The sequence below is a fragment of the Mesorhizobium sp. CNPSo 4670 genome (genome assembly GCF_057784235.1).
This window is the reverse complement of record NZ_JBWJFQ010000011.1, coordinates 1-26,652: the sequence shown is the minus strand read 5'-3', so window position 1 is coordinate 26,652 and position 26,652 is coordinate 1. Positions and strand designations below refer to the sequence as shown.

Here is a 26,652-nt window from a genome sequence, read left to right as displayed (position 1 = left end):
TAGATCATCTTTTGTGCGCCCAAGTGGGCGCACAACGATCTAATGTGAAATGAGCGGCTCAAGCCGCGTTTTCTCAATTCCCTCCGGAGCGCCGTTCCTGCCGACGCTTGCCGAGGCGCTGCTTGCCGGGCGCCTTGTTCCGGGGTTCCGGTTTGTCGGCGACCCGCTGGCTTTGGCCGACGTCACCATCTATGTGCCGACGCGGCGCGCGGCGCGCGCCTTGCGGGGTGTTTTCGTCGACAGCCTGGCGGCACGCGGCGGCGGTGGGTCGGCGATCCTGCCGGTCATCCGTCCGCTCGGCGAGTTCGATGAGGATGAGGCTGCATTCGAAACCGAGGCATCCGCCGCCATCGACCTCGCGCCGCCGATTTCGGCAAGCGAACGCCTGTTGCTGCTGGCGCCGCTGGTCCGCGCCTGGAAACGCCGGCTGCCGGCGCATGTCGCGGCGCTCTTCGCCGAGGAGATCGTCATCCCTGCCTCTACCGCCGACGCGATCTGGCTGTCGCGCGATCTCGCCCGGCTGATGGACGAAATCGAGACGGAAGGCACGGATTGGGCCAAGCTCACCGGCCTGGTGACCGGTAACCTTGCCGGATGGTGGCAAGTGACGCTTGAATTTCTCGGCATCGTCACCGATGCGTGGCCGAAATTCCTTGAAGAACATGATCGCTCCAACCCGGCCGCACATCGCAGCGCGCTGATCCGCGCTGAAGCCGCACGGCTGCAGCGCAATCCGCCAGCCGGGCCGGTCATCGCTGCGGGCTCGACCGGCTCGATACCGGCCACGGCCGAGTTGCTTGCCGCGATTGCCCGCTTACCCGGCGGCGCCATCGTGCTGCCCGGTCTCGACCGGACGCTAGACGAAGCGTCGTTCCAGGCAATCGCCGCACCCGGCGCGCGTCCGGCCGTGCTCGGCCACCCGCAATACGGTCTCGCCAGGCTGATCGGCAAGATCGGTGTGCTGCGCGGCGATGTCGAAGAGATCGGCACAGCCGAGCCGCGGCTTGCGCTCCGCGCCGCCCTGGTCGGCGAAGCGCTGCGGCCGGCCGAAACCACCGAATTGTGGGCCGAGACGCGCAACGGCTTTTCTGCGCCCGACATTGCCGGGGCCTTTGCCGGTGTGACGCTGCTCGAAGCCGCCAGCGAACGCGATGAAGCCGTCGCGATCGCCGTCGCGCTCAAGCGCGCTATCGAAGAGCCCGGCCAACGCGCGGCTCTCGTGACCGGCGACCGCGCGCTGGCGCGGCGCGTCTCGGTCGAGCTCCTGCGGTTCGGCGTCGTTGCCGACGATTCCGGTGGCACGCCGCTCGCCAACACCCCGGCCGCCAGCCTGCTCGGGCTGGCGCTCGAGGCGGTGTTCCGGCCAGGCGATCCCATTGGCTTGCTGTCACTGCTCAAGCATCCGCTGCTTGGGCTTGGCCTCGAACGGGCCGATATGCGCCACGCGGCGGAACTCGTCGAACTGGTGGCGCTGCGCGGCGGCACCGGCCGCCCCGACATCGTTTCGCTACCGGAACCGTTCGAAACCCGTCTCACCGGCCTTGGCGGCGGCAGCCGGCAGCCCTTCTGGTTTTCCCGTCTCACCCTGCGCTCCATCGAAGCCGCGAAGAATTTGCTCGAACGTCTCACACAGGCGCTGGCGCCGCTCGCGGCGTTTCGCGGCCAGGCGGACGCCGACCTTGCAGCGCTGGTCGGAGCCAGCGTCGTGGCGCTCGAAAATCTCGGCCGCACCGCCGATGGCGGCCTTGGCGCGCTCTATGCGGGTGACGCCGGCGAGAAGCTTGCCGAATTGCTGCGCGGGCTGGTCGCCGCGTCTGCACCGCTGTCCTTCGCCGCGGACGAGTGGCCCGACGTGATGGCGGCGCTGATCGCGCCTGAAACGGTCAAGCCGGCACAGGGAACCGACAGGAACATCGCCATCTGGGGCGCGCTGGAAGCGCGCTTGCAGGATGTCGACACGCTGGTCATCGGCGGGCTCAACGAGGGCGTGTGGCCGCGCAAGCCCGAGAGCGACCGCTTCATGTCGCGGCTGATGAAGACCGGCATCGATCTCGAACCGCCCGAACGGCGCATCGGCCTCGCCGCGCATGATTTCCAGATGGCCATGGGTGCGAAGACGGTGGTGCTGGCCCGCTCGGCGCGTGCCGGCGACGCGCCTGCCGTGCCGTCGCGCTGGCTGCAGCGCCTGCTCACTTTCATCGGTAACGACCAGGCCGCTGAACTACGCCGGCGGGGCGACGAATTGCTCGCCTGGGCACGCGCGCTCGATACCGGCCCAAGGCAGGATTTCGCAACGCGGCCGCAGCCGAAGCCGCCTTTGTCGGTGCGTCCGAGCCATTTCTCGGTCACCGAGATCGAGACCCTGCGGCGTGATCCGTACGCCGTCTATGCACGAAAAATCCTCGGCCTGATGCCGCTCGATCCGGTCATCCGCGATCCCGGTGCGGCCGAGCGCGGCACGCTGTTTCACGCCATCCTGCATGTGTTCTCGGCGCGCGTTGCCGATCCGCGCGCAGCCGACGCGCTCGCCGGCCTCATCGCTGCCGGCCGCGCCTGCTTTGCCGAAGCCGCACTTCCGGCCGATGTCGAGGCGGTGTGGTGGCCGCGTTTCGAAAAACTCGCCGCCAACATCATCGAGTGGGAGCGCACGCGCGCCGGCGCGGTGATGCGGCGGCATGCCGAAGAGCGTGCCGGCAAGACCGTCGTCGGCCAGTCCGGCGTGACGCTGTCCGGCTATGCCGACCGCGTCGACCTGCTGGCCGGTGGCATGGCCGATATATTGGACTACAAGACAGGCTCGTCGCCGTCCAAGGCGCAGGCGCACACGCTGCTCGCACCGCAACTGGCACTGGAGGGCGCGCTGCTCAGGCGCGGCGCCTTCAAGGATCTGGGCGCCCGCGAACCCTCGCAACTGGCGTTCGTGCGGCTGAAGCCGAATGGCGAGGTGTTCGAGGAATCGATCCTTGAACACAATCGCCAGCCGCGCACCGCCACCGATCTTGCCGAAGAGGCCTGGGCGCGGCTGGAAAAGCTGTTGATCCACTATGCCGACCCGGCGACCGGCTATCTGTCGCGCGCGCTGCCGTTTCGCGAAGGCGAGACCGATGGCGACTACGACCACCTTGCCCGCGTGCTCGAATGGTCCGCCGGCGGCGATGCCGGCGACGAGGGAGGGGAGGCATGAAGAAGGCCTATCCCATTCCCAGCGACACCGCGACCAGCCAGGCTCGCGCCGCCGACCCCCAGAATTCCGCCTGGGTGTCGGCCAATGCCGGCTCCGGCAAGACCCATGTGCTAGCCCAGCGCGTCATCCGGCTGCTGCTGGGCGGCACCGATCCGTCAAAGATCCTGTGCCTGACCTATACACGCGCCGCCGCCGCCAACATGTCGAACCGGGTCTTTTCTACGCTGTCGGAGTGGACGGCACTCGCCGACGCGGAGCTTGCGGCAAGGATCGAAATGCTGGAAGGCCGCCGGCCCGATCTTGAGACCATGCGCCGGGCGCGGCGCCTGTTCGCCGAGGCGCTGGAAACGCCCGGCGGGCTGAAGATCCAGACCATCCACGCCTTTTGCGAATCGGTGCTTCACCAGTTCCCGCTGGAGGCCAACATCCCGGCCCATTTCGAGATGCTCGATCCACCGATGGAGGCATCGCTGTTCGCCACCGCGCGCCGCGACATGATTTCCGGGACGACCGCCGGCGACATGGACCTGGCCGAGGCCTTTGCCGCCATTCTCGATCGTGGCGGCGAAGCCGGGCTCGACGCCTTGCTGGGCGAGATCGTGCGCAAGCGCGACGGCCTGCGCAATTTCATCGACGCCGTCGGGCGCGACGGGACGCGTTTCCAGGCGCTGTTCGATGAATTCCATTTCCGCCCGGGCCAGACCGCCGAAGGCATAGCGGCATCGGTCTGGCCGTTGACGGGTTTCCTGCCCGACTATTTTGCCGGCTTCGCCCAGGCCGCAGATGCCACCGATGCCAGGACGGTGCTGAACAACATCCTGCCCTATGCGCGTCAGGCTTTCGCCGAAAGCGACCCGGTTCGCCGTCTGCAACTGCTGGCGAGGGCCTTTCTCAAGACCGATGGCGACGCCTATGATCCGGCCAAGGCATTCAAGAAGACCCTGGTCGACCGGCTGCCGGATCTGGTGGAACGCTATCTCTCGACGGCCAATGTCATCGTCGAAACGGTCGACAGGCTGGCGCTGTTCAGGATGCTGGAAGGCACGCGTGCTGCGCTGACCATAGCCGACTGGCTGATCGCCCGTTACGAAGTGCTGAAGCGCAGCCGCGGCTTTCTCGACTTCAACGACCTGATCACCCGCACGGTCAATCTGCTGGCGCGGCCCGACGCTGGCCCGTGGGTGCAGTACAAGCTCGACCAGGGCATCGACCACATCCTGCTCGACGAGGCGCAGGACACCAGCCCGGATCAATGGGAGGTGGTGAAGCGGCTGGCGGAAGAGTTCTTTGCCGGCTTCGGCGCCCGCGACAGGGTGCATCGCACGATCTTTGCCGTCGGTGACGAAAAGCAGTCGATCTATTCCTTTCAGGGCGCCGCCCCGGATTCGTTCGCCGACAGCCGGCTGTTGTTTGCGGGACGGGTGCGTGATGCCGAGGCGTCCTTCGCCGACCTCAAGCTGACCTGGTCGTTCCGCTCGACCGACGACGTTCTGACGGCGGTCGACCGCGTCTTTGCCGATCCCATCGTGCGGCGCGGCATCAGCCATGATCCCGATCCGCTGCGCCACCAGGCGATCCGCACCGATGCGCCGGGCTATGTCGAAGTCTGGCCGTCGGTCGGTGCCGACGTCGTCGACGAGCCCGACGACTGGACGCAAGCGATCGACCATGCCCATGCGCCGGCGGTGCGCGTTGCCGAGAACGTCGCCGCGACCATCGCCGGCTGGATCGGCGCCGGCGAGATCATCGAAGGCCGTGGCAAGCGGCTGCGGCCGGGCGACGTGCTGGTGCTGGTGCGCAAGCGCGACCGCTTCGTCCATGCGCTGACCCGGGCGCTCAAGCGCCGCGACATTCCAGTTGCCGGCGCCGACCGGCTGAGCTTGCCCGGACACATCGCGGTCAAGGACCTGATCGCGCTCGGCCATCTGCTCATCCAGCCGCAGGACGATCTGTCGCTCGCAGCCGTCCTGCGCAGCCCGATCTTCGACCTGCCGGAAGAGAGGCTTTTTGCGCTTGCTGCGGAGAGGCCGGCTGGCCTGTCGCTGATCACGTCGCTCCGCGCCCATGCCGGTGAAAGCGAGGTATTGGCGGCGATCGTCGCCCAGCTCGACGTCTGGACGAACGAGGCCGCCTTCAAGCCGGTGTTCGAATTCTATGCAGGCCTGCTGGCGCGCGACGGCGTGCGCAAGAGGTTGATCGCGCGGCTCGGGCCCGAGGCCGGCGACATTCTCGACGAGTTCCTGAGCTTTTGCCTCACCGATGAGCGAACCGGCCTGCCCGGGCTGGAAGCTTTCCTGTCGACGCTGGAGAATGCCGGCCCCGAGATCAAGCGCGAGATGGACCAGACGCGCGACGAGGTTCGCGTCATGACCGTGCACGCGGCCAAGGGCCTGGAAGCGCCGGTCGTGTTCCTGGTCGACGGCGGTTCGGCGCCGTTCAGCGACCAGCATCTGCCGCGCCTGATGCCCTTCGACGGTTCGGGCTGGGACGGCAAGGGCTATCTCTGGCGCTCGGCCAGCGACGTCGCCAATGGGTTTTCCAAGGCTGCGGCGGTGCGGGCACGGGAACTCGCCGACGACGAATACCGCCGGCTGCTTTATGTCGGCATGACCCGCGCAGAGGATCGGCTGATCGTCTGCGGCTACCACGGCAAGCGGGTGCCGAACACCGGCACCTGGCACTCGATCGTCAGCCGCGCGTTGATCGGTGCGCCTGAGAGCGTGGAGCGCCCGCATCCTGCCGGCGGCGATCCGGTGCATCGTTTTCACGTCACCAAGCTGCCGCCCATCGCATTGGTTTCCAGCGAGCAGGCGCTGCAAGCGCACAGTTTCGAGCCATTGCCGGCGACCCTGTTCCGGCCCTTGCCGCCTTTCGAGGATTTGCCGCGTCCGCTGTCGCCATCCGGTGCCTCGGCGCTCATCGACGAAGGCAAGGAAGCGGTGGTCGACAAGGCTTCGCCGGTGCTCGATGCCGATGCCGAGCCAGGCTTTGCCGTGCTGCGCGGGCTCGCTTTGCACAAATTGCTGCAAATGTTGCCGGGCATTGCCGAGGGCGAACGCGAGGGCGCGGCGCAACGCTACCTCTCCCGCATCGGAGGGCAATGGTCTGCCGGCGAGCGCGAAAACGCCCTGGCCTCAGTCACCAGCATTCTCGCCGATCCCGGCTTCGGTCCGCTGTTTGCGCCATCGTCGCGCGCCGAGGTCGCGATCATGGGCAGCCTGGAGGTCAAGGGCAAAAGGCGTTCGATTTCGGGCAAGATCGACCGGCTGGCGGTGACGCCGGACGCGGTCTCTATCGTCGACTACAAGACCAACCGGCCGGCACCCGCCTCCCTGGTCGAGGTCCCGCAGGCTTACGTCCTGCAACTCGCGCTCTATCGCGCCCTGCTGCAGCCGCTTTATTCCGGACGCGCGGTGAAGGCGGCCTTGCTGTTCACCGAAGCGCCGCGGCTGATCGAACTGCCGGCCAGTGCCATGGATGACGCCCTTGCTCGACTCACAGGAGCGTGACACAACACCTGCTTGAAGAAGGGCGCGATCACCACCACATTTGGTGCGACAAAAACTTTCGAAAGGATTTTCCGCATGACCACCGTCAAGGTCGACAAGAGCAATTTCCAGGCCGATGTACTTAACGCCAACGTACCGGTCGTCGTCGATTTCTGGGCGGAATGGTGCGGTCCGTGCAAGATGATCGCTCCGGCGCTCGAAGACATCGCCACCGAACTCGGCGCCAAGGTGAAGATCGCCAAGCTGAACATCGACGAGAATCCCGAGCTCGCCGCGCAGTTCGGCGTGCGCTCGATCCCGACGCTGATGATCTTCAAGGGCGGCGAAGTGGCCGACATGAAGGTTGGCGCCGCACCCAAGACCGCGCTGTCGCACTGGATCAATGGCAGCCTCGCCTGATCCGTCCCAAATTCCTGACATCAAGCCCGGCCTCGCGCCGGGCTTTTTGTTGGCGTCATCGGTGGGTGGTTCTGGCCCTCACGCCTGCGCACTCCATGTCTTCTGTTGTCACGAGAAGCAAGGAGAACGCCCATGACCGGATCCGCCAAGGCCACCGTCTTCATCGACAATGAGCGCGTCATCGTCACCGAATACCGCTTTGCGCCCGGCGACAACACCGGCTGGCACCGCCACGGCCACGACTATGTCGTCGTGCCGCTGATGGACGGCAAGGTGAAGCTGTTGACCAAGGACGGCGAATCCTTCGCCGAGATGAAGAAGGGCGCGCCCTATTTCCGCAAGGAGGGCGTCGAACACGACGTCATCAACGCCAATGAGGGCGAATACGCCTTTATCGAGATCGAATTGAAGTAACCGCGAAGGCCATCGGGAGGCAGGCGCCATTACCAGTCGGCGATACGATCGCCTCCGGCGAATTGCGCACTTTTTTCGGTATACTCGAACAGCTCTATCTTCACGCCGTTGGGGTCGCGAATCCAGGCCTGGTAGGTGTCATCGCAGGCGAGCTTCTTTGCCGTGACGTCGATGCCCTTCGACCTGATATGGGCGATCGCTGCATCGATGTTTTCCACTTCAAGGCAGAAGTGGTTGATCTGGTTCAGGTCGCTATAGCTGGCCCCGTCCTTCTGGAACACCTCGACGTGGCTGCGACCGCCGCAATCGAGGTAGAACCCGAAAATCTTGCCGTCGCGCAGGAAATTGAACTGTGTGTCCAGGCCGAGGACATCGCGATAGAAGCTTCGCGTCGCCTCCAGATCATGGGCAAAGATGCAGACGTGAGCGAGCTGCTTGACCTTGATCATGACTGCTCCTTGCGCCGAAAGCCAACCTCAGGTCGGGGGCGTGCCGTTTTCCGCGAGCACCGCACCGGCCAGATAAAGCGAACCGCCGATCAGGATGCGCGGCGGCGGACCGTCCCAGGTGTCGCGCAGCAGCATCAGCGCGCTGGCGACGGAACTCACCGGTTCGGCCGTCAGGCCGGCTTCCGTCGCGCGGATCGCCAGTTCGTCGTTCGGCACGCCGGCGTCGCTCAGGCTCACCGGCACCGTGTAGACATGCCGGGCGAGGCCCTTGAAGGCGCGGAAATATCCGCTCTGGTCCTTGGTGTTGATCATGCCCGAGATGAGGAAGAGCGGCCGCGGGTTCTTCTCTTCCTGCTCGGCCAGCGCTTCGGCGACCACCACGCCGGCGCCCGGATTGTGGCCGCCGTCGAGCCAGATGTCGGCGCCCTTCGGCGCCAGCTCCGCCAGCCGGCCCTGCGCCAGCTTCTGCATGCGGCCGGGCCAGGCGACGCTGGTCATCGCCTTCTCGGCGGCGCGATGGCTGATCTCGAATCCGGCCGCCTTGACCGCCGCGATCGCCGCCGCCGCATTGGCGAACTGGTGGCGCCCGGGCAGCCGTGGCGGCGGCAGGTCCATCAAGCCGTCTTCGTCTTGGTAGACCATGCGGCCGTTCTCCTCGAAGGCGAGGAAATCCTGGCCGTAGACGAAGGTCGGACATTCAAGCCGCTCGGCGGTCTCGATCAGCACCTGCAGCGCCGTCTCGCTTTCCTGCGCGCCGATGACCACCGGGCAGCCGCGCTTGATGATGCCTGCCTTTTCGGCGGCGATCAGTTCGACACGGTCTCCGAGATAGGCCTCGTGGTCGAGCGACACCGGCATGACGACTGAAACCGCCGGTTCCTTGATGACATTGGTGGCGTCGAAACGGCCGCCAAGCCCGACCTCGATGATGGCGGCATCGGCCTGGTGTTCGGAAAACAGCAGGAAGGTGACAGCGGTGAGGATCTCGAAGACGGTGATATGCTCGCCTTCGTTGGCCCTGGCGACCCGGGCGATGGCATCGGCGAACACCCTGTCGTCAACCAGCCTGCCGCCGCCATCGGCGGCCAGCCGGTAACGCTCGTGCCAGTTCACCAGATGCGGCGATGTGTGGACATGGACGCGGTAGTCCGCCGCCTCAAGCAGTGCGCGTGAAAACGCGGCGCACGAGCCTTTGCCGTTGGTGCCGGCGATATGGATGACCGGCGGCAGCCGTTCCTGCGGGTCGTCGAGCCGCTCCAGCAACCGTGAAATGCGGTCGAGCGAAAGGTCGAAGCCTTTCGGGTGAAGCGCCATCAGGGCTTCGATTTCGCGGTCGGCGGCAAGCGTTTTCATGGCACAATCCTGGCCCATGGCCCGGGAACCAGAATCGGTTTCACAATGGCCATGGCAATCAAAAAGCTACAGCGCGCCACGGACATGGCGCAATCGCGGTTCGCGGCGAAGAAAGTCGCGTCAAGCCTGTGGCCGTGCCTCGGCCGGAATTGTTGCAGGCGGCAGGATTTCCGGCTCGAGCGGCTTTTGCTCCTCCGGCATCTTGAGCAGCATCTTCAGCAGCCGTGCGATGGTCTGGCGCATCTCCAGGCGCGACACCACCATGTCGACCATGCCGTGTTCCATGAGATATTCGGAGCGCTGGAACCCGTCGGGCAGCTTTTCCCGGATGGTCTGTTCGATGACACGCGGCCCGGCAAAGCCAATCAGCGCGCCCGGCTCGGCGATGTGCACGTCGCCCAGCATGGCGTAGGAGGCAGTGACTCCGCCGGTGGTTGGATTGGTCAAGACGACGATGTAGGGCAGGCCGGCTTCCTTCAGCCGGTCGACACCAACCGTGGTGCGCGGCAACTGCATCAGCGACAGGATGCCTTCCTGCATGCGTGCGCCGCCGGAGGCGGCGAACAGGATCAGCGGCCGCTTGCGCTGCAAGGCGACTTCGAACCCGTGCACGATCGCGTCACCCGCGGCCATGCCGAGAGAGCCGCCCATGAAGGCGAAGTCCTGCACGGTCACCACCACCGGCAGGCCTTCGACGGTCCCCAGCGCGTTGATGATGGCGTCTTCCAAGCCGGTCTTGGCCTTGGCGTCCTTCAGCCGGTCGACATAGCGCTTCTCGTCGCGGAACTTCAGCGGATCCTGCATGACCTTGGGGTTGTCCAGGGTCTCGTACTTGCCGTTGTCGAAGAAGAACTTCAGCCGTTCTTTGGCTGAAATCTTCATGTGGTGGCCCGAGGACGGAATGACGAACTGGTTGGATTCCAGATCCTTGTGGAACACCATCTCGCCGGTCTCCGGATCCTTGATCCAGAGATTCTCGGGCATGTCGGTGCGCCGGCCGAGCATCGAATTGATCTTCGGGCGAACGTAATTGGTGATCCAGTTCATCGCTTCGGCTCCTGTCCTGACGAAGAGTCCCGGTTTTGGGATAACGGCATGCACAAAACCTGAGGTAGGAAAACTATTCGGCGGCAGCAAGGCGGGCCGAGCGCACGCCTTGCGCAAGGCCGCTGACCAGTGTGGCGACGGCTTCGGCCGGGTCGGCGGTCTTTTCGCCCTTCGGTCCCAGCACATTGGCCACCGCATTGACGATCGCGGTGCCGACGACGACGCCATCGGCATTGGCGCCGATCACGCGGGCCTGCTCGGCGGTCTTGACGCCGAAGCCGACGCAGACCGGCAGGTCGGTATGACCCTTGATGCGTTTCACCGCCGCCGCCACCTTGCCTGTGTCGGCCAGCGCCGAACCGGTGATGCCGGTCATCGACACATAGTAGACAAAGCCCGACGTGTTCTGCAGCACCTTGGGCAGGCGTTTGTCGTCGGTGGTCGGCGTTGCCAGCCGGATGAAGTTGATGCCGGCCTTGAGCGCCGGAATGCACAATTCCTCGTCCATTTCCGGCGGCAGGTCGACGACGATCAGCCCATCGATGCCGCTGGCGATCGCGTCCTTGAGGAAGCGGTCGACGCCATAGATGTAGATCGGATTGTAATAGCCCATCAGCACGATCGGCGTCTCATTGTCGCCGGTGCGGAATTCCGAGGCCATCTTTAGCGTCTTGACCAGCGTCTGGCCGCCTTTCAGCGCCCTCAGGCCCGCCGCCTGGATCGCCGGGCCGTCGGCCATCGGATCGGAGAATGGCATGCCGAGTTCAACGATGTCGGCGCCTGCTCCAGGCAGCGCCTTCATGATTGACAGCGACGTGTCATAGTCGGGGTCGCCGCCCATGAAATAGGTGACGAGGGCCGGGCGGCCTTCGGTCTTCAGCTTGGCCATGCGGCGGTCGATGCGGGTGGTCATGATCAGATCTCCATGCCCAGCATGCTGGCAACCGTGTGCACGTCCTTGTCGCCACGGCCGGACAGGTTGACGATGACGATCTGGTCCTTGTCCATGGCCGGCACGATCTTCACCGCGTGCGCAATGGCGTGCGCCGATTCCAGAGCCGGGATGATGCCCTCGACACGTGTCGTCAGCTTGAAGGCCTCCAGCGCCTCGTCGTCGAGGATCGGCACATATTCGACGCGGCCGGAATCGCGCAGCCAGGAATGCTCCGGGCCGACGCCGGGATAATCGAGACCGGCAGAGATCGAATGGCCGTCCATGATCTGGCCGTCGGAATTCTGTAGGAGATAGGTGCGGTTGCCGTGCAGCACGCCAGGCGCGCCGGCGCTCATCGAGGCGCAGTGCTCGATGCCGTCGAGACCACGGCCGCCGGCCTCGATGCCGATGATGCGAACATCCTTGTCGTCGAGGAAGGGATGGAACAGGCCGATGGCATTGGAGCCGCCGCCGACACAGGCGATGATGGTGTCCGGCAGCCGGCCTTCCTGTTCGAGGATCTGCGCGCGCGCCTCGGTGCCGATCACCGACTGGAAGTCGCGCACCAACTCCGGATAGGGATGCGGCCCGGCGGCGGTGCCGATCAGGTAATAGGTGTCCTCGACATTGGTCACCCAGTCACGCAACGCCTCGTTCATGGCGTCCTTCAGCGTGCCGTGGCCGGCGGTCACCGGCCGCACTTCGGCGCCGAGCAGCTTCATGCGGAAGACGTTCGGGCTTTGGCGGGCGACGTCGGTCGCGCCCATATAGACGACGCAGGGAAAGCCGAAGCGGGCCGCGACGGTGGCAGACGCCACGCCATGCTGGCCGGCGCCCGTCTCGGCGATGATGCGCTTCTTGCCCATGCGCTTGGCCAGCAGGATCTGGCCGAGGCAGTTGTTGATCTTGTGCGAGCCGGTGTGGTTCAGGTCCTCGCGCTTGAAATAGACTTTTGCACCACCGAGATGCCTGGTCAGCCCTTCCGCGAAATAGAGCTTCGACGGCCGCCCGGCATAGTGGGTCGAAAGGTCGGTGAGTTCAGCCTTGAAATCCGGATCGTTCTTGACCTCGTTCCAGTGCCGCTCGAGGTCGAGGATCAGCGGCATCAGTGTTTCGGCAACGAAACGACCGCCAAAAATGCCGAACATACCCTGTTCGTCGGGTCCGGTGCGGAAGGAATTGGGCGTCGCCGGCTTGTCCATCGCCGATCTCCTGGTCTCGATGTGGGGGCATGTCCTTGCCGGAAAACCGGTTCCCACTTTTCCGGGACATGCTCTGGTTTGAGCCGGTCAGGCGGCGCGGTTGTCGCGCGCTGCCCTGACGGCCCGGAAAAACTGTTCGATCAGCGCCGGATCCTTGACGCCCGGCGCGCTTTCCACGCCTGAGGAAATGTCTATTCCGGGCGGGTTGGCAAGCCGAAGGGCATCGCCGACATTGGCGGCGTTGAGCCCACCGGAAAGCATGTAATCGACGCCGGCGTCAAGGCCGGTGAGGATGCGCCAGTCGTAGGCCACACCGTTGCCGCCCGGCAGCTCGGAGCCCTTGGGTGGCTTGGCGTCGAACAAGAAGTGGTCGGCAACGCCGATAAACGGCTTTATGCGCTCGAGGTCGGTGGCCTCGCTGACCGACAGCGCCTTCATCACCGGCAAGCCGTAACGGGCTTTCACCTCGGCCACACGCTCCGGCGTTTCCGAGCCGTGCAGCTGCAGCATGTCGGGCTGCATCGTTGCCACGATCTCATCCAGGAAGGCGTCGCTGGCATCAACGGTGACGGCCACCGCTTTTGCCTTGCCGCGCGCCGCCTCGCGCAAACGGCCAGCCTCGGCCGGCTCGACATAGCGCGGGCTTTTGGCGAAGAAGATAAACCCGACGTGGCTGGCGCCGCCGGCCAGCGCCGCGGCCATTGCCACGTCGGTCTTCAAGCCGCAAATCTTGATGTCGAGCGCCATGGCGCGGGGATTGGCATGAAAAGCGCCAAGAGTCGAGAAAAAGCATGCTGTTTGCCGGCAAGGCCAAAGGCGCTACCTATTGAAGGACAGGGACACAAGGCGGGAGCAAGACCATGGCTGACAGAACCGTTGCCGAACTCAGGCAGAAGATCGCGCAGGCGCGCGAGGTCATCGCCCATCTGATGGACAAGGCGGCCTTCAACGGCGCCGAAGCCCATCGCGCGCTGGATTATTTCGGCGGGGATCAATTCGACGGCAACTTCCTGCCGTGGCCGCATCATGGCGATGAGGGACTGCGACCGGAGGAGCTCAACGCGGCGAATGACGATTGAGCGCAATGCCGAGGTCAGATGTCAGTGAAGGGTCTCTCCTTGCAGTGCGCGGCGCAACCCATACACAGCTTCTGATGGAAAGTCGTGGCGCCATTTTTCCTTGTACCCTTCCAGCCCATCGGTATTGAGAACCTGACTCGCTGCTGCCAAAACCGCCTCAGCGAACTCCTGCAATGGACATACCGCCTCAAGTCTTACAGTGCCTGCTTCATCCGGCTCTTCTGACCAGGTTTCCCCAAACTCCAGTATGCGAACCCTGATCGTGTCGCCTTGTGGCTCAAGGACAAAGCGGCATTCTCCCGGCTCGTCGTAGAAGTGAGCAACTGAATAGTTCGCACCGTCGACGATAGCGCGTGTAGCCTCGATCAACTCGAGCAAGGCATCGCCCAAATAGGATGCTTCAACGCTGGCCGCGCTGCCGTCGATAGCTACATCGCAGTCGGCCCAGCCTGCGTCAGCCACCCGATAGTCGATCTTAACGGCCATGCCCTACTCGAACGCAATCGCTTGCAGCGCGCCGCCATTGCGCTTCAGCCATGCCTTGCAGCGCTCTGTGTCCGGGCAAAGCTGTTCGCACAGTTTCCAGAATTTCGGGCCGTGGTTCATCTCCTTGAGATGCGCCACTTCATGCGCGACGAGGTAGTTTATGACAGGCGACGGCGCCATCATGATGCGCCAGGAAAACGACAGATTGCCGTCGGAGGTGCAGGAGCCCCAGCGGCTCGACGTGTCCTTGAAGCGGATCGCCTTGGCGCGCTTGCCCAGCGCCAGCGTGTGTTTGCCCACCAGCTTCTCGATCTCGCGCTTGGCCTCGCGCTTGAGGAAATCGGCGATGCGGCGCGGCAGGTGCACGCGGTCGCCATGCACGATCAACAACGGACCGCGCTCGTCGCTGGATATGGTCACCGTGCCGCGCTTCGAAGGCTCATGGACGATGCGGTGCGGCACGCCGCGTACGGGGATCTTGATGCCCGGCCGCACCTGCGGCCGGGCCGGTACCTTGGCCAGCCGCTGCTCCAACCAGTCCTGGTGACGGTCGAGGAACTTCTCCACCTCGCCGCGGCGCAGGCCTGGCGGCACCGTGATGCGCAGGCCCTTACCGCCCGAATCGATGCGCAGCGTCAGCCGCCTTGCGCGGTCGTTCTCGACGATCTTGAGCGGCAAGGTACGGCCGGCGACGCAATATTCGCGCTCCACGACGGGCGTGGCCTTGGGCTTTGTCAGATTGCGGAAGAATCCGAGGGTCATGGCGGGACGATACGCGATTCGAGAAAAACGAATAGAACAAAAAAGAAACGGCGCCGCTCGCGCGACGCCGTCATCATACCTTGGCCTGTCGCCGGGCCTCAGTCGTCAAGCAGGTTCGAGCCCTTGCCACGCTTGGGGGTGGTCGTCCCGGTGCTCGGGTCGGTCTTCGTCGGAGCCGTCGACTTGTTGCGCTTGGCCATGAAGCGGTCGAACTCGTCCTGGTCCTTGGCACGGCGCAATTCGCGGGCATAGTCGTCGAACTCGGTCAGCATCTCGTCGAGCTTGCGGCGTTCCTCGGCAAGGCGCTCCAGTTCCTTTTCGCGCCAGTCGTCGAAAGCGACGTTGCCGGTGCGGGCGGAGCCGTGACCCCAGCGCGCCGCCTTGTCGGAACCGCGGCGGCAGCCGGCGAAGATGCCGTCGGTGGCGCGGTTGACGTCACGCTTGAAACCATCGAGGCGGTCGCCCCAGATGATGTAGGCAAGCATGGCGAAGCCGAGTGGCCAGAACACCATGAAACCGATCACCATCAACGCGATGGTTGCCGGCGTCCAGGCCGGACGGATCAATGCAGATGTGTTCATTTTCTCCCATTCCTTCGGTTGGAGACAGCCAAGATCCGGCTGCGTGGAATCGAAATGGGAAGGAGAAAACGGCGATTCAAGACAATATCGGCCAAAACCGGACAAGCGCCTGAAATGATTATCGCTTTTTGAGCGTATCGAAGAAAAGCACGACCAGGAATGAGGAACAGTGGCAATGCCGCCGGCGGTGCCATGGTTTGATGCATCGGCGGGGAACCTATTCCTTTCAAAAATCCAGTGGCGCGTTGTCGACGACCTCCTTCATGACGAAGAACGTCCTCGTCTGGCGAACGCCGGGCAATGCGATCAACTGATCCCCGTGGATCCGGTTGAAGTCCGCCATGTCGCCGACCCTGATCTTCAGAAAATAGTCGAAGTCGCCTGCCACCAGATGGCAATCAAGAATGAACTTCAGTTTCGCGACTGCCTTCTCGAATTCCGCGAAACTTTCCGGGGTCGAGCGGTCGAGGACGACGCCAACCATCACCAGCGCGCCTCTGTCGACCTTCTGCGGTGTCACCACTGCCCTGACATGGCTGATGTAGCCTTCATCGAACAAGCGTTGCGTGCGGCGGTGGCACGTCGCCGGGCTGACAGCAACCGACAGCGCCAGCTCCGCATTGGTCAGCCGCCCATTGTCCTGGAGCAGGCGCAGCTTTTTGAGGTCGATCCGGTCGAGTGATGCTTTCATGGAAGATTCTTCCGTTATTGGGGCAAGTCATCGAAGCAATATAGCATTTTGGCGCCGGAAAGTTGGATTTCCGGCATTTTCCACTCGCTCTTAGAGAGCACCTTTCAGGAGAAAACTGATAGTGTTTCCAGCATCAAAATCACAATCGGAGGAGGATCTCTCATGTTGGAGAAGTTCGAACGGTATCCGCTCACATTTGGACCGACCCATATCGAGAAACTGGATCGGCTCAGCGCTCATCTCGGCGGCAAGGTCGATCTCTACGCCAAGCGGGAAGATTGCAATTCCGGCCTCGCCTTCGGCGGCAACAAGCTGCGCAAGCTCGAATACATCATCCCGGACGCGATCGCCTCAAACGCCGACACGCTGGTTTCGATCGGCGGCGTACAGTCCAACCATACGCGCATGGTGGCAGCCGTCGCAGCGAAGATCGGCATGAAATGCCGCCTCGTGCAGGAAAGCTGGGTGCCCCACGAGGACGCCGTCTATGATCGCGTCGGCAACATCCTTTTGAGCCGGATCATGGGCGCCGATGTCCAGATGGTCGATGAGGGTTTCGACATCGGAATCAGGGAAAGCTGGGAACAGGCGATCGCCGATGTGAAAGCCAAGGGTGGCAAACCTTATCCAATTCCGGCCGGGGCTTCGGTGCATAAATATGGCGGCCTGGGCTACGTCGGCTTCGCCGAAGAGGTGCGCGCGCAGGAGAAGGAACTCGGCCTTGCCTTCGACTACATCGTCGTCTGTACCGTCACCGGCTCGACCCATGCCGGCATGGTGGTCGGCTTCGCCAAGGATGGTCGCGAGCGCAAGGTGATCGGCATCGACGCATCGGGCACCCCGACGCAGACCAAGGCGCAAGTGCTGGACATCGTGCGGACCACGGCGACGCTGGTCGAACTCGGCAAGGAACTCAGTGAAGACGATGTGATCCTCATCGAGGATTATGCCTACCCGGTCTACGGCGTGCCCTCGCAGGAGACGAAGGAAGCGATCCGTCTCTGCGCGCGCCTTGAAGGCATGATCACCGATCCTGTCTACGAGGGAAAATCCATGCAGGGCATGATCGACCTCGTTAGGAAGGGCTATTTCCCAGAAGGGTCGAAGGTGCTTTACGCCCACCTTGGCGGCGCTCCAGCCATCAACGGCTATGCTTATACGTTTCGCAATGGCTGAATGCCCGCAGGGCGTAGCAGCTGACCTCTGACGACTATCCCGTCCGCCGCAGCATATTGCGGTGGGCCACAAAGCGGTCGAACTCGTCCTGATCCTTGGTGCGGTCGCCGGCGTCCAGGGACAGCCAGTTCCAACTGCGTGGAAATGGCGATTCAGGACAATGTCCGCCAAATCCGGACAAGCGGCTGAAACGATTGCCGCATTTTGAGTTCTTCGAGGAAAAGCACGATCACCCCGGCGACCAGGCCCCAGAATGCCGCACCGACGCCGAACAGCGTCAAACCCGAAGCGGTAACGGCAAAGGTGACGGTGGCGGCCATACGGTGACCTTCGTCCTTGAGCGCGATCGACAAGGCGTTGGCAAGCGGCGCCATCAGCGCGAGACCCGCCACCAGTACGATCAGGCTCTGCGGCAGGACGGCGAAGATCGCCACCAGCGAAGCACCGAAGATGGCAAAGACAAGATAAGCGAACGCATAGAACGGGCCGGTCTTCCAGCGCTCGGCGGGGTCGGGGTGGACGTCCGGCCCGGTGCAGATGGCCGCCGAAATCGCCGCCAAATTGGTGGTCGATCCGCCAAACGGTGCCGACAGTAGCGAAAACAGGCCGGTGACGCCAATCAGCGGACCGGGCTCGGGGTGATAGCCGGCGGCGCGCAGCACGGCGAGGCCGGACAGGTTTTGGGAAGCCATGGTGACAAGATAGAGCGGCAGCGCCAGGCCGATGATCGCCGCGGCACTGAACTGTGGTGCGATCAGCGTCAGCGTCGACAGTTCCGGCGTCGGCAAGCCACCGACGCGGCCGGTCAGGAAAGCGGCGAGGCCGCCGCCGACCAGCACCACCAGCACCGACACCGACGGATTGAACAGGCGAATGACGAAGAAGGCGGCGATCAACGGCAGAATCAGCCAGGGATCGGCGGGGATGGCCTTGACCGCGTTGATGGCGAAGCTGACGAGGATGCCGGCCAGCATGCCCGATGCCACCGACGGCGGGATCCTGGCGATCAGCCGCGTCAGCGGTCCAAACAGGCCGGTGGCGATCAAGAGGATGCCGGTGACGATGAAGGCGCCGACCGCTTCGCCCATCGAGAAGCTGCTCGACGCGGCGATCAGCGCCAGGCCCGGTGTCGACCAGGCGGTGATGACCGGCATCTTCGTGCGCCAGGACAGCCACAGGCATTCGATTGCCATCGCCAGGCAGATCGCCGTCACCCAGCTCGCGGTCTCGATCTGCGTCGCGCCGACCGCCTTGGCGGCGGCGATGACGATGGCCAGCGTGCCGCCGAAGCCGACGATTGCAGCGACAAAAGCGGATATCGGAACGGAGATGCGCATCAGTTTCCCCTCTGCGCCATGGCGTCGACGGCCCGCACCAACATGTCGAGATCCTGGGGACGCGACAGGCGGTGGTCGCCCTCGGGGATCAGCGACAGGGTCACGTCGTCGGCCGGCAGCCGGCTGACCAGCTTCAGCGCGTGGCTTGCCGGCACGTCCGCATCGGCCAGCCCCTGCAATATGTGCACCGGGCAATGCGTGTCGATCGGGCCTGTCATCACCAGGTTGTTGCGTCCATCCTCGATCAGCGCGCTTGTGTAGATGTAAGGCTCGGCGGAATAGTTGGACGGCTCCTCGAAGAAGCCTTTTTCGGCGAGCGCGCGTTTCTGCGCCTTGGTCAGCGCCGGCTCGACCAGCTCAGCGGTGAAGTCCGGCGCCGGCGCCAGCAGCACCAGGCCGGCGACATTGCTGTCGCCCGCCTTGCGCAATTCCTGCACCATGCGCAGCGCAATCCAGGCGCCCATCGAGGAGCCGACCAGGATCTGCTTGCCCTGGGTGAAATGCCGGAACACGGCGAGGCTCTGCGAAAGCCATTTCGAAATGGTGCCGTCCGCAAAAGCGCCACCGGATTCGCCATGACCGGAATAGTCGTGGCGCAGGAAGGCGCGGCCTTCTCTTGCCGTCCAGTCCGACAGCGTCTGCGCCTTCGTGCCCAGCATGTCGGACTTGTAGCCGCCGAGCCAGACGATACCGGGCCCGGCACCTGTCGTATGGCGCACCGCGATGCTCGATCCGTCGACATCCAGAAAGACAGGAGGCGTGTCGGTCATGGTTTCTTCCTCACGCCCGTCTTTTGGCGCACGGCGTCTTGTGGCACAGCCAGTGGCGTGGCGAAAAGTGCTCGCGATGTTTCTTTGTTTGGTTCAGGGCAGTGATCAGGGTGATTTCCTGTCAATGCTGTGCTATTGACTTCGCCCGCGCGCTTACCACATTGGCGCGTCCACGCATCAATATCCGCAAACCCTGAACGAAACGGCCAAGGAGACCACGACCATTCGCAGACCTTTCAAAGCAGCGGCGCCGACCAAGGATGGCCCGCGCTCCAACCGTGACATTCGGGTTCCCCGGGTCCAGCTTATCGACGCCGAAGGCCAGAACCGCGGCGATGTTTCAATCAACGACGCATTGCTGCTCGCCGAAGAGGCTGGGCTCGATCTCGTCGAGATATCGCCCAATGCGGTGCCCCCCGTCGTAAAAATCCTCGATCTCGGCAAGTTGAAATACGCCAACCAGAAGAAGGCGGCCGAGGCGCGCAAGAACCAGAAGGTCATCGAGATCAAGGAGATCAAGATGCGCCCCAACATCGACAGCCATGACTACGAGACCAAGATGAAGGCGGTTCGCCGCTTCTTCGAGGAAGGCGACAAGGTCAAGCTGACTTTGCGTTTCCGTGGCCGCGAGATGGCGCATATGGAACTCGGCATGCAGCTTTTGAACAAGGTTCGCGAGGAAGTGGCGACCATTGCCAAGGTCGAAGCGGAACCGAAGCTCGAAGGCCGCCAGATGATGATGGTGCTGGCGCCGCGCTAGGGTGCAGTGAGATTGAGGTCAGGCCGAGCCGAAAATGGTGGGGTGCACAGGAAGCTGCCGTTTGCAGGCCGGCATCACCTGAACGTCAACACACCGAGATCACGATGACGTCAGGCCTGGTCATCGCGCTCTAAATCCGCCTGAATTGTAGTACAGGGCGTCCCGGCGATCGGCGGGACGCCTGCTTCTTGGCCACAGCTGCGATCGCCGGCTCTGTTTTCATGCATGTCGTCCTCCCACCGGGGCCACTTTTGGGCGAATGCATTAGGCTTCACGACGATCGGATTCCTCCCTTGGACAAAGAACTCAAATACGGGCTGGGTAACTACCAGCAAACGCGCAGGATAGTGCTGGCCGTTCTCGTGGTCGTGCTGTTCGCCGCACTGCTGTTTGGCCAATCGACCTTCCCGCCCGATACGGCCATGCATGAGACGATCGAGATGTTCGGCGTGCTGCTGATTTTTCTAGGCATCGTCGGTCGCCTGTGGTCGACGCTCTACATAGGCGGGCGCAAATCTTCCGAAGTTGTGACGGGCGGGCCCTACTCGATCACCCGCAATCCGCTCTATGTGTTCTCGACCCTGGCCGCGGCCGGCGTCGGCGCGCAGATCGGCTCGTTCTCCAGCATCATTCTTTTCGCTGTTTTGTGTGCGGGCGCCTTCCACATCGTCATCCTGCGCGAAGAGAAATTCCTCAAGGAAGCGCTCGGCGCACCCTATCAGGCCTATCTGGCGCGGGTGCCGCGCTTCTTTCCGAACCTTTCCCTTTACCAGGAGGGCGATACGGGCAGCTTCAAGCCGCGCCTGCTGTTGACCACGCTGCTCGACGGCCTGGTGTTCCTGATGGCGCTGCCGGCCTTCGAACTGATCGACGGCGCCCAGCAGTCGGGAATGCTGCCGGTCTGGTTCACGCTTCCCTGATCGAGGGCTGCGCGTCGCGTCCCGACGTTCCTGCAACGAGCGGCGCAGTGGGTGTTGCACAGCCGCCTGCTTTGACGTATAGGACCGCGTTCCAAAAAACCGCCCGGCAGGGCATGCCGTGGCGGTTTCATTTGCTTTTCGGGCTTTGGTCGGCCTGAAGCGAACAAAACAAGAGGTGCTGCGTGCCAGAGGCACGAATAGCGACCTCATAGAAACGGAGTAGCAAAATGCCCAAGATGAAGACCAAGTCCGCCGCCAAAAAGCGGTTCAAGATCACAGGTACGGGTAAAGTCCTGTCGGCTGCGGCCGGCAAGCGTCACGGCATGATCAAGCGTTCCAACAAGTTCATTCGAAATGCCCGCGGCACGATGGTTCTGGCTGAACCGGATGGCAAGAAGGTCATCAAGAATTTTCTGCCGAACGGCCTCTAAGGCATTCGGTCCGGACACGCATTTGTTTTACGCAATTCCGAACGGAAAACCGCTAGGCACTTTTCCTGGAATTGCTTTTAAGGAGATCATGACATGGCACGCGTAAAGAGAGGCGTCACCTCGCACGCCAAGCACAAGAAGGTCCTGAAAGCCGCCAAAGGCTTCTACGGCCGCCGCAAGAACACCATCCGCATCGCCAAGCAGGCGGTGGAAAAGTCGCTGCAGTACGCTTACCGCGACCGCAAGAACCGCAAGCGCTCGTTCCGCGCCCTGTGGATCCAGCGCATCAACGCCGCGACGCACGAGCACGGCCTGACCTATGGCCGCTTCATCGACGGCCTCAACAAGGCCGGCATCGAGATCGATCGCAAGATCCTGTCGGACATGGCCATCCATGAGCCGCAGGCTTTCGCCGCACTCGTGGCCAAGGCCAAGGTTGCGCTCGAATATCTGAAGAACACCACGCCGAACGCTTTTGAAAGCGCTGTCGCCTAAGCCAGCGCTTCCCAAGCATTCGCAATTCTGATTTTGGGGAACCCGCGCTGGCACGGCTGGCGCGGGTTTTTCTTATGCCTTTTATCGGGTCTGGAACATGAGTGACATGGAAACTCTCGAAAATTCCCTGATGGCTGACATCGCATCGGCCGCTGACGAGGCCTCGATCGAGGCGGTGCGCGTTTCGGCGCTAGGCAAGAAGGGCTCGGTTTCCGAGATGCTGAAGACGCTTGGCGCGATGAGCGCCGAGGAGCGCCAACTGAAGGGTCCGGCCATCAACGGCCTCAAGAACCGCGTCACCGATGCGCTCTCGCTGCGTCGGGCCGAGCTGAAGGATGTGGCGATCACCGCCCGCCTGGCCGCCGAAAAGGTCGACGTGACGCTGCCGGTGCGGCAGTCGCCGGCCGAGCGCGGCCGCATCCACCCGATCAGCCAGGTCATCGACGAGATCGCAGCGATCTTCGGCGACCTCGGCTTTTCGATCGCCGAAGGCCCAGACATCGAGACCGACCATTACAATTTCACCGCGCTGAATTTCCCGGAAGGTCATCCGGCGCGCGAGATGCACGACACCTTCTTCTTCCAGCCGGACGAGAAGGGCGAGCGCAAACTTTTGCGCACCCACACCTCGCCGGTGCAGATCCGCACCATGGAGACGAAGAAGCCGCCGATCCGTATCGTCATTCCGGGCAAGACCTACCGGCAGGATTCGGACGCCACCCACTCGCCGATGTTCCATCAGGTCGAGGGGCTGGTGATCGACAAGACGGCCAATGTCGCCAACATGAAGTGGGTGCTGGAAGAATTCTGCAAAGCCTTCTTCGAGGTGCCCTCAGTCAAGATGCGCTTCCGGCCGTCCTTCTTCCCGTTCACCGAACCCAGCCTCGAGGTCGATATCCAGTGCGACCGTTCGCGGCCCGGCGAGGTGCGCTTCGGCGAAGGCTCCGACTGGATGGAGATCCTTGGCTGCGGCATGGTGCACCCCAATGTGCTGCGCCATGGCGGGCTCGATCCGGACGAATACCAGGGTTTTGCCTGGGGCATGGGCATCGACCGCATCGCCATGCTGAAATACGGCATGCCGGACCTGCGCGCCTTCTTCGATGCCGACGTGCGCTGGCTGTCGCATTACGGGTTCCGGCCGCTCGACATGCCGACGCTGTTCGGAGGCTTGAGCGCATGACAGTCGCCCACACGGGCGGCTGCCGCTGCGGCGCCGTGCGGTTCGAGGCCTTGGCCGAACCGCACCACGTCAGCTATTGCCATTGTGGCGATTGCCGGCGGGCGAGCGGCGCGCCGGTATCGGCCTTTGTCGGCTTCCCGGTCGATCAGGTGGCGTTCACCGGCAAGGCGCTGAAGATGTACGAGAACGGGCCGGTGACGCGCTCTTTCTGCGGCGTCTGCGGTTCGCCGATCGCCTATGTCGACGAGCGGCTGGAGGACGTCATCTATTTCACGCTCGGCGCCATGGACACGCCGGCCGATTTCCCGCCGACGCTGCATGCCTATGTCAGCGAGCAGCTTCCCTTCCTGCATATATCAGACGATCTGCCGAGACATCTGAAAACAAGCGTCAAAAGACCAGACGGAACAGTCCCATGAAATTCACCCTCTCCTGGCTCAAGGACCACCTAGAGACCGACGCCACCCTCGACGAGATCGTCGAGCGGCTGACCTCGATCGGCCTCGAAGTCGAGCATGTCGACGACAAGTCGAGCCTGAAACCGTTCGTCATCGCCAAGGTACTGACGGCGGTGCAGCATCCCGATGCCGACCGGCTGCGCGTGCTCACCGTCGATACCGGCGACGGCAAGCCGCCCGTGCAGGTCGTCTGCGGCGCGCCGAACGCCCGCGCGGGCCTGATCGGCGCCTTTGCCGCGCCCGGCGCCTATGTGCCCGGCATCGACGTGACGCTGACGGTCGGCAAGATCAGGGGCGTGGAAAGCCATGGCATGATGTGTTCGGAGCGCGAGCTGCAGCTTTCCGACGAGCACAACGGCATCATCGATCTGCCCGAGGATGCGCCTGTCGGCACCAGCTTTGCCGCCTATGCGCATCTCGACGATCCGGTCATCGAGATCAACCTGACGCCGAACCGGCCGGACGCGACCAGCGTCTACGGCATCGCCCGGGATCTGGCGGCGAGCGGGCTTGGTACGTTGAAGAGCACTGCGATCGAAGCGATCCCGGGCAAGGGCGAGACGCCGGTCAAGGTGACAATCGAAGCGCCTGAACTCTGCCCCGGTTTTGCGCTGCGGCTGGTGCGCGGCGTCAAGAACGGCCCATCGCCGAAATGGCTGCAGCAGCGGTTGATCGCCATCGGGCTGAGGCCGATCAGCGCGCTGGTCGACATCACCAACTATGTCACCTTCGATCGCGGCCGGCCGCTGCATGTGTTCGACGCCAGGAAGGTTGCCGGCAATCTGACCGTGCGGCGAGCGCGCGATGGCGAAAAGGTACAGGCGCTCGACGGCCGCGAGTACACGCTGACCCCGGAGATGTGCGTCATCGCAGACGAGGACGGCGTCGAGTCGATCGCCGGCATCATGGGCGGCGAGCATTCGGGTTGCGACGAGAACACATCAGACGTGCTCATCGAATCGGCCCTTTGGGATCCGATCACCACCGCCCGCACCGGCCGCACGCTCGGCATCATCACCGACGCGCGCTACCGCTTCGAGCGCGGCGTCGACCCTGAATTCATGGTGCCCGGCGTCGTGCTGGCGACCAGGCTGGTGCTCGATTTCTGCGGCGGCACGCCGACCGAGATCGAAGTGACCGGCTATGCCGGCTACCAACCCAAGATCGTTTCCTTCCCGCTGTCGGAAGTGAAGCGGCTGACCGGCATCGAGGTGCCAAGGGCGGAAAGCCTCGATATCCTGTCGCGCCTCGGCTTCGAGCCGCAGGGCTCGGGCGATGTTGTCAACGTCGCGGTGCCGTCCTGGCGCCCCGATGTCGATGGCAAGGCCGACCTGGTCGAAGAGGTGATGCGCATCCACGGCGTCGACAACATCGTGCCGCAGCCGCTCGGTGCGCATGACGCGGTCAATGCAAAAATCCTCACCGCGCTGCAGGTCCGTACCCGCACGGCCAAGCGCGCGCTCGCCGTGCGCGGCATGATGGAGGCCGTCACCTGGTCGTTCATTCCGGCCAGGCACGCCGAACTGTTCGGCGGCGGCCAGACGGCGCTGAAGCTTGCGAACCCGATCGCCGCCGACATGTCCGACATGCGGCCGTCGCTGCTGCCGGGGCTGATTGCTGCCGCCCAGCGCAACGCCGACAGGGGCATTGGCGACGTCGCCCTGTTCGAAGTGTCGGGCACCTATGAAGGCGACGGCGCCGACCAGCAGCGGCGCGTGGCCGCCGGCGTGCGGCGCGGCACCGCCAAGCTCGACGGTTCCGGCCGCAATTGGGCCGGCAATGCAGGCGCGGTCGGCGTGTTCGATGCCAAGGCCGATGCGATCGCCGCACTCGAAGCCTGTGGCGCACCGGTCGACCGCCTGCAGGTCGAGGCCGGCGGTCCGGCCTGGTATCATCCCGGCCGTTCCGGCACCATCAAGCTCGGCCCGAAAACCGTGCTCGGCACATTCGGCGAGTTCCATCCGAAGACGCTGGAAGGGCTCGATGTCTCCGGGCCGCTCTGCGGCTTCGAAGTGTTCGTCGACGCCGTGCCCGAGCCGAAGGCCAAGCCGACGAAAACCAAGCCGAAGCTCGAGCTGTCCGCCTTCCAGGCGGTCAAGCGCGATTTTGCTTTCGTCGTCGACAGGACGATCGAGGCAGGCACGCTGGTCCGCGCCGCCCTCGCCGCCGACAAGAAGCTGATCACTGCCGTTTCGGTCTTCGATATTTTCGAGGGCGCCTCGCTTGGCGAAGGCAAGAAGTCGATCGCCATCGAGGTGTCGATCCAGCCGGTCGAGAAGACGCTGACCGACGAGGACTTTGAGGCCCTGGCCAAACGCATCATCGAGAATGTCGGCAAGCAGACGGGTGGCGTGCTCAGGACTTGAGGGATTGCGGGCCAGTAGCGAATCGCCCTCCAAAGGGCGATGGACCATTTGCGCTATTCCGGGCTCCCGTCTGAAGCACAACGTGCCGCGTTTCTCGATATTGTGTCGAGAGATGCGTTGCTGAGTGACGCTCTGGGTCGGGCGCGGCGTCTTGCCTTGCCCGACTGGCTGCTGGTCTCCGGCGCTCTCTACAACACCGTCTGGAACGAGCTGACCGGCAAGTCATCGGGTTATGGCACCAGGGATGTCGACCTGTTCTATTTCGATGAGAGCGACCTCTCCTATGAGGCGGAGGATGGCGTGATCGCTGCTGCCGCTCCGGTCTTCGCCGGGCTGCCGCTGCCGGTCGAAATTCGCAATCAGGCCCGTGTTCATCTCTGGTATCCCCTGAAGTTCGGGCAGCCGTGCCCGCGCTACACGAGTTCCAGCGACTCGGTCCGCCACTTCGCCTCGAAGACCCACGCAGTTGGCGTTCGCTTCGACGCGGATGGGCAGCTCGACCTTGTGGCGCCGTTTGGCCTCGACGACATCTTCTCGTTTCGCATCACGCCGAACCGGGTGATGGACAACCAGAAGACGCATGAGGCCAAGGGCGCGCGGGCGAAGGCCTACTGGCCGGAGATTGATGTCGTGCCGTGGTAGGCATGCAGAAGAATTAGAAATCGC

At 63.7% G+C, this 26,652-nt stretch carries 26 protein-coding genes; 14 read left to right on the top strand and 12 right to left on the bottom strand.

Going from position 1 to position 26,652, the window contains the following annotated elements:
- The first annotated feature begins 49 nt into the window (after positions 1–49).
- The 4 genes from addB to AC0ZT5_RS18965 all read left to right on the top strand — a co-directional run bounded on the left by addB (position 50) and on the right by AC0ZT5_RS18965 (position 7,506).
- Entirely contained in the window at positions 50–3,184 is a 3,135-nt protein-coding gene (gene addB / locus AC0ZT5_RS18980) for a double-strand break repair protein AddB (protein ID WP_488497665.1), read from the top strand.
- A complete protein-coding gene (gene addA, locus AC0ZT5_RS18975; protein ID WP_488497664.1) occupies positions 3,181–6,693 on the top strand; it encodes a double-strand break repair helicase AddA in 3,513 nt (1,170 codons plus the stop codon). Before addB ends, addA begins: the two co-directional genes overlap by 4 nt.
- 75 nt (positions 6,694–6,768) lie before the next feature.
- Positions 6,769–7,092 (top strand): thioredoxin, encoded by a 324-nt coding sequence (gene trxA / locus AC0ZT5_RS18970; protein ID WP_013891648.1) that lies wholly within the window; start codon positions 6,769–6,771, stop codon positions 7,090–7,092.
- 132 nt (positions 7,093–7,224) lie between these two features.
- Positions 7,225–7,506 carry a cupin domain-containing protein gene (locus AC0ZT5_RS18965; RefSeq protein WP_095083181.1) on the top strand — a complete coding sequence of 94 codons (282 nt, stop codon included), beginning with the start codon at positions 7,225–7,227 and terminating at the stop codon, positions 7,504–7,506.
- A gap of 29 nt (positions 7,507–7,535) precedes the next feature.
- On the opposite strand, the gene AC0ZT5_RS18960 is transcribed toward AC0ZT5_RS18965, so the two are convergent.
- The 6 genes from AC0ZT5_RS18960 to AC0ZT5_RS18935 form a co-directional block, all read right to left on the bottom strand.
- Complete coding sequence (locus AC0ZT5_RS18960; protein WP_488497663.1) at positions 7,536–7,955, bottom strand: VOC family protein; 420 nt, start codon at positions 7,953–7,955, stop codon at positions 7,536–7,538.
- A 27-nt stretch (positions 7,956–7,982) separates the two neighbouring features.
- Positions 7,983–9,308, bottom strand: a complete 1,326-nt coding sequence (locus AC0ZT5_RS18955; RefSeq protein ID WP_488497662.1) for a bifunctional folylpolyglutamate synthase/dihydrofolate synthase — start codon at positions 9,306–9,308, stop codon at positions 7,983–7,985.
- Between the two features lie 120 nt (positions 9,309–9,428).
- Entirely contained in the window at positions 9,429–10,355 is a 927-nt protein-coding gene (gene accD, locus AC0ZT5_RS18950) for an acetyl-CoA carboxylase, carboxyltransferase subunit beta (protein WP_488497661.1), read from the bottom strand.
- Between the two features lie 73 nt (positions 10,356–10,428).
- Positions 10,429–11,268, bottom strand: a complete 840-nt coding sequence (trpA, locus tag AC0ZT5_RS18945; RefSeq protein ID WP_488497660.1) for a tryptophan synthase subunit alpha — start codon at positions 11,266–11,268, stop codon at positions 10,429–10,431.
- Positions 11,269–11,270: 2 nt separating this feature from the next.
- Entirely contained in the window at positions 11,271–12,491 is a 1,221-nt protein-coding gene (trpB, locus tag AC0ZT5_RS18940) for a tryptophan synthase subunit beta (protein ID WP_095083173.1), read from the bottom strand.
- A gap of 87 nt (positions 12,492–12,578) precedes the next feature.
- Positions 12,579–13,238: a phosphoribosylanthranilate isomerase gene (locus AC0ZT5_RS18935; RefSeq protein WP_488497659.1), complete on the bottom strand. Its 660-nt coding sequence runs from the start codon at positions 13,236–13,238 to the stop codon at positions 12,579–12,581.
- 113 nt (positions 13,239–13,351) lie between these two features.
- Between AC0ZT5_RS18935 and AC0ZT5_RS18930 the strand changes: the two genes are divergently transcribed.
- Positions 13,352–13,570: a hypothetical protein gene (locus tag AC0ZT5_RS18930; RefSeq protein ID WP_477225100.1), complete on the top strand. Its 219-nt coding sequence runs from the start codon at positions 13,352–13,354 to the stop codon at positions 13,568–13,570.
- A 21-nt stretch (positions 13,571–13,591) separates the two neighbouring features.
- On the opposite strand, the gene AC0ZT5_RS18925 is transcribed toward AC0ZT5_RS18930, so the two are convergent.
- The 4 genes from AC0ZT5_RS18925 to AC0ZT5_RS18910 form a co-directional block, all read right to left on the bottom strand.
- On the bottom strand, positions 13,592–14,056 hold the full coding sequence (locus AC0ZT5_RS18925; protein WP_488497658.1) for a hypothetical protein: 465 nt from the start codon (positions 14,054–14,056) through the stop codon (positions 13,592–13,594).
- 3 nt (positions 14,057–14,059) lie between these two features.
- Positions 14,060–14,818, bottom strand: coding sequence for a M48 family metallopeptidase (locus tag AC0ZT5_RS18920; protein ID WP_095083165.1), 759 nt, complete (start codon positions 14,816–14,818; stop codon positions 14,060–14,062).
- Between the two features lie 98 nt (positions 14,819–14,916).
- Positions 14,917–15,399, bottom strand: a complete 483-nt coding sequence (locus tag AC0ZT5_RS18915; protein WP_488497657.1) for a DUF2852 domain-containing protein — start codon at positions 15,397–15,399, stop codon at positions 14,917–14,919.
- 226 nt (positions 15,400–15,625) lie between these two features.
- Entirely contained in the window at positions 15,626–16,090 is a 465-nt protein-coding gene (locus AC0ZT5_RS18910; protein WP_488497656.1) for an Lrp/AsnC ligand binding domain-containing protein, read from the bottom strand.
- A 162-nt stretch (positions 16,091–16,252) separates the two neighbouring features.
- Here AC0ZT5_RS18910 and AC0ZT5_RS18905 point away from each other — a divergent pair, with 162 nt between their 5' ends.
- On the top strand, positions 16,253–17,266 hold the full coding sequence (locus AC0ZT5_RS18905) for a 1-aminocyclopropane-1-carboxylate deaminase (protein ID WP_488497655.1): 1,014 nt from the start codon (positions 16,253–16,255) through the stop codon (positions 17,264–17,266).
- A 152-nt stretch (positions 17,267–17,418) separates the two neighbouring features.
- Here AC0ZT5_RS18905 and AC0ZT5_RS18900 read toward each other — a convergent pair whose 3' ends face one another.
- Entirely contained in the window at positions 17,419–18,603 is a 1,185-nt protein-coding gene (locus AC0ZT5_RS18900; protein WP_488497654.1) for a benzoate/H(+) symporter BenE family transporter, read from the bottom strand.
- A complete protein-coding gene (locus AC0ZT5_RS18895) occupies positions 18,603–19,373 on the bottom strand; it encodes an alpha/beta hydrolase (protein ID WP_488497653.1) in 771 nt (256 codons plus the stop codon). The genes AC0ZT5_RS18900 and AC0ZT5_RS18895 overlap by 1 nt, the downstream gene beginning before the upstream one ends.
- Before the next feature lie 223 nt (positions 19,374–19,596).
- On the opposite strand from AC0ZT5_RS18895, the gene infC reads away from it, so the two are divergent.
- The 8 genes from infC to AC0ZT5_RS18855 all read left to right on the top strand — a co-directional run bounded on the left by infC (position 19,597) and on the right by AC0ZT5_RS18855 (position 26,628).
- Positions 19,597–20,133 (top strand): translation initiation factor IF-3, encoded by a 537-nt coding sequence (gene infC / locus AC0ZT5_RS18890; RefSeq protein WP_010912915.1) that lies wholly within the window; start codon positions 19,597–19,599, stop codon positions 20,131–20,133.
- Between the two features lie 293 nt (positions 20,134–20,426).
- Positions 20,427–21,053, top strand: coding sequence for a methyltransferase family protein (locus AC0ZT5_RS18885; protein ID WP_488497652.1), 627 nt, complete (start codon positions 20,427–20,429; stop codon positions 21,051–21,053).
- A gap of 227 nt (positions 21,054–21,280) precedes the next feature.
- Entirely contained in the window at positions 21,281–21,484 is a 204-nt protein-coding gene (rpmI, locus tag AC0ZT5_RS18880; protein ID WP_006201248.1) for a 50S ribosomal protein L35, read from the top strand.
- Positions 21,485–21,577: 93 nt separating this feature from the next.
- On the top strand, positions 21,578–21,979 hold the full coding sequence (rplT, locus tag AC0ZT5_RS18875; protein WP_006201247.1) for a 50S ribosomal protein L20: 402 nt from the start codon (positions 21,578–21,580) through the stop codon (positions 21,977–21,979).
- Between the two features lie 97 nt (positions 21,980–22,076).
- Positions 22,077–23,162: a phenylalanine--tRNA ligase subunit alpha gene (pheS, locus tag AC0ZT5_RS18870; RefSeq protein ID WP_488497651.1), complete on the top strand. Its 1,086-nt coding sequence runs from the start codon at positions 22,077–22,079 to the stop codon at positions 23,160–23,162.
- Positions 23,159–23,581 carry a GFA family protein gene (locus AC0ZT5_RS18865; RefSeq protein ID WP_488497650.1) on the top strand — a complete coding sequence of 141 codons (423 nt, stop codon included), beginning with the start codon at positions 23,159–23,161 and terminating at the stop codon, positions 23,579–23,581. The genes pheS and AC0ZT5_RS18865 overlap by 4 nt, the downstream gene beginning before the upstream one ends.
- On the top strand, positions 23,578–25,986 hold the full coding sequence (gene pheT, locus AC0ZT5_RS18860) for a phenylalanine--tRNA ligase subunit beta (RefSeq protein ID WP_488497649.1): 2,409 nt from the start codon (positions 23,578–23,580) through the stop codon (positions 25,984–25,986). The genes AC0ZT5_RS18865 and pheT overlap by 4 nt, the downstream gene beginning before the upstream one ends.
- A gap of 39 nt (positions 25,987–26,025) precedes the next feature.
- A complete protein-coding gene (locus AC0ZT5_RS18855; protein ID WP_488497648.1) occupies positions 26,026–26,628 on the top strand; it encodes a nucleotidyltransferase family protein in 603 nt (200 codons plus the stop codon).
- The last annotated feature ends 24 nt before the right edge of the window (positions 26,629–26,652 follow it).

What these genes read in the sequence shown, in the direction of transcription:
- addB (WP_488497665.1), top strand. Translation starts at nt 50, where the DNA reads ATGAGCGGCTCAAGCCGCGTTTTCTCAATTCCCTCCGGAGCGCCGTTC.
- addA (WP_488497664.1), top strand. Translation starts at nt 3,181, where the DNA reads ATGAAGAAGGCCTATCCCATTCCCAGCGACACCGCGACCAGCCAGGCT.
- trxA (WP_013891648.1), top strand. Translation starts at nt 6,769, where the DNA reads ATGACCACCGTCAAGGTCGACAAGAGCAATTTCCAGGCCGATGTACTT.
- AC0ZT5_RS18965 (WP_095083181.1), top strand. Translation starts at nt 7,225, where the DNA reads ATGACCGGATCCGCCAAGGCCACCGTCTTCATCGACAATGAGCGCGTC.
- AC0ZT5_RS18960 (WP_488497663.1), bottom strand. Translation starts at nt 7,955, where the DNA reads ATGATCAAGGTCAAGCAGCTCGCTCACGTCTGCATCTTTGCCCATGAT.
- AC0ZT5_RS18955 (WP_488497662.1), bottom strand. Translation starts at nt 9,308, where the DNA reads ATGAAAACGCTTGCCGCCGACCGCGAAATCGAAGCCCTGATGGCGCTT.
- accD (WP_488497661.1), bottom strand. Translation starts at nt 10,355, where the DNA reads ATGAACTGGATCACCAATTACGTTCGCCCGAAGATCAATTCGATGCTC.
- trpA (WP_488497660.1), bottom strand. Translation starts at nt 11,268, where the DNA reads ATGACCACCCGCATCGACCGCCGCATGGCCAAGCTGAAGACCGAAGGC.
- trpB (WP_095083173.1), bottom strand. Translation starts at nt 12,491, where the DNA reads ATGGACAAGCCGGCGACGCCCAATTCCTTCCGCACCGGACCCGACGAA.
- AC0ZT5_RS18935 (WP_488497659.1), bottom strand. Translation starts at nt 13,238, where the DNA reads ATGGCGCTCGACATCAAGATTTGCGGCTTGAAGACCGACGTGGCAATG.
- AC0ZT5_RS18930 (WP_477225100.1), top strand. Translation starts at nt 13,352, where the DNA reads ATGGCTGACAGAACCGTTGCCGAACTCAGGCAGAAGATCGCGCAGGCG.
- AC0ZT5_RS18925 (WP_488497658.1), bottom strand. Translation starts at nt 14,056, where the DNA reads ATGGCCGTTAAGATCGACTATCGGGTGGCTGACGCAGGCTGGGCCGAC.
- AC0ZT5_RS18920 (WP_095083165.1), bottom strand. Translation starts at nt 14,818, where the DNA reads ATGACCCTCGGATTCTTCCGCAATCTGACAAAGCCCAAGGCCACGCCC.
- AC0ZT5_RS18915 (WP_488497657.1), bottom strand. Translation starts at nt 15,399, where the DNA reads ATGAACACATCTGCATTGATCCGTCCGGCCTGGACGCCGGCAACCATC.
- AC0ZT5_RS18910 (WP_488497656.1), bottom strand. Translation starts at nt 16,090, where the DNA reads ATGAAAGCATCACTCGACCGGATCGACCTCAAAAAGCTGCGCCTGCTC.
- AC0ZT5_RS18905 (WP_488497655.1), top strand. Translation starts at nt 16,253, where the DNA reads ATGTTGGAGAAGTTCGAACGGTATCCGCTCACATTTGGACCGACCCAT.
- AC0ZT5_RS18900 (WP_488497654.1), bottom strand. Translation starts at nt 18,603, where the DNA reads ATGCGCATCTCCGTTCCGATATCCGCTTTTGTCGCTGCAATCGTCGGC.
- AC0ZT5_RS18895 (WP_488497653.1), bottom strand. Translation starts at nt 19,373, where the DNA reads ATGACCGACACGCCTCCTGTCTTTCTGGATGTCGACGGATCGAGCATC.
- rpmI (WP_006201248.1), top strand. Translation starts at nt 21,281, where the DNA reads ATGCCCAAGATGAAGACCAAGTCCGCCGCCAAAAAGCGGTTCAAGATC.
- rplT (WP_006201247.1), top strand. Translation starts at nt 21,578, where the DNA reads ATGGCACGCGTAAAGAGAGGCGTCACCTCGCACGCCAAGCACAAGAAG.
- pheS (WP_488497651.1), top strand. Translation starts at nt 22,077, where the DNA reads ATGAGTGACATGGAAACTCTCGAAAATTCCCTGATGGCTGACATCGCA.
- AC0ZT5_RS18865 (WP_488497650.1), top strand. Translation starts at nt 23,159, where the DNA reads ATGACAGTCGCCCACACGGGCGGCTGCCGCTGCGGCGCCGTGCGGTTC.
- pheT (WP_488497649.1), top strand. Translation starts at nt 23,578, where the DNA reads ATGAAATTCACCCTCTCCTGGCTCAAGGACCACCTAGAGACCGACGCC.
- AC0ZT5_RS18855 (WP_488497648.1), top strand. Translation starts at nt 26,026, where the DNA reads ATGGACCATTTGCGCTATTCCGGGCTCCCGTCTGAAGCACAACGTGCC.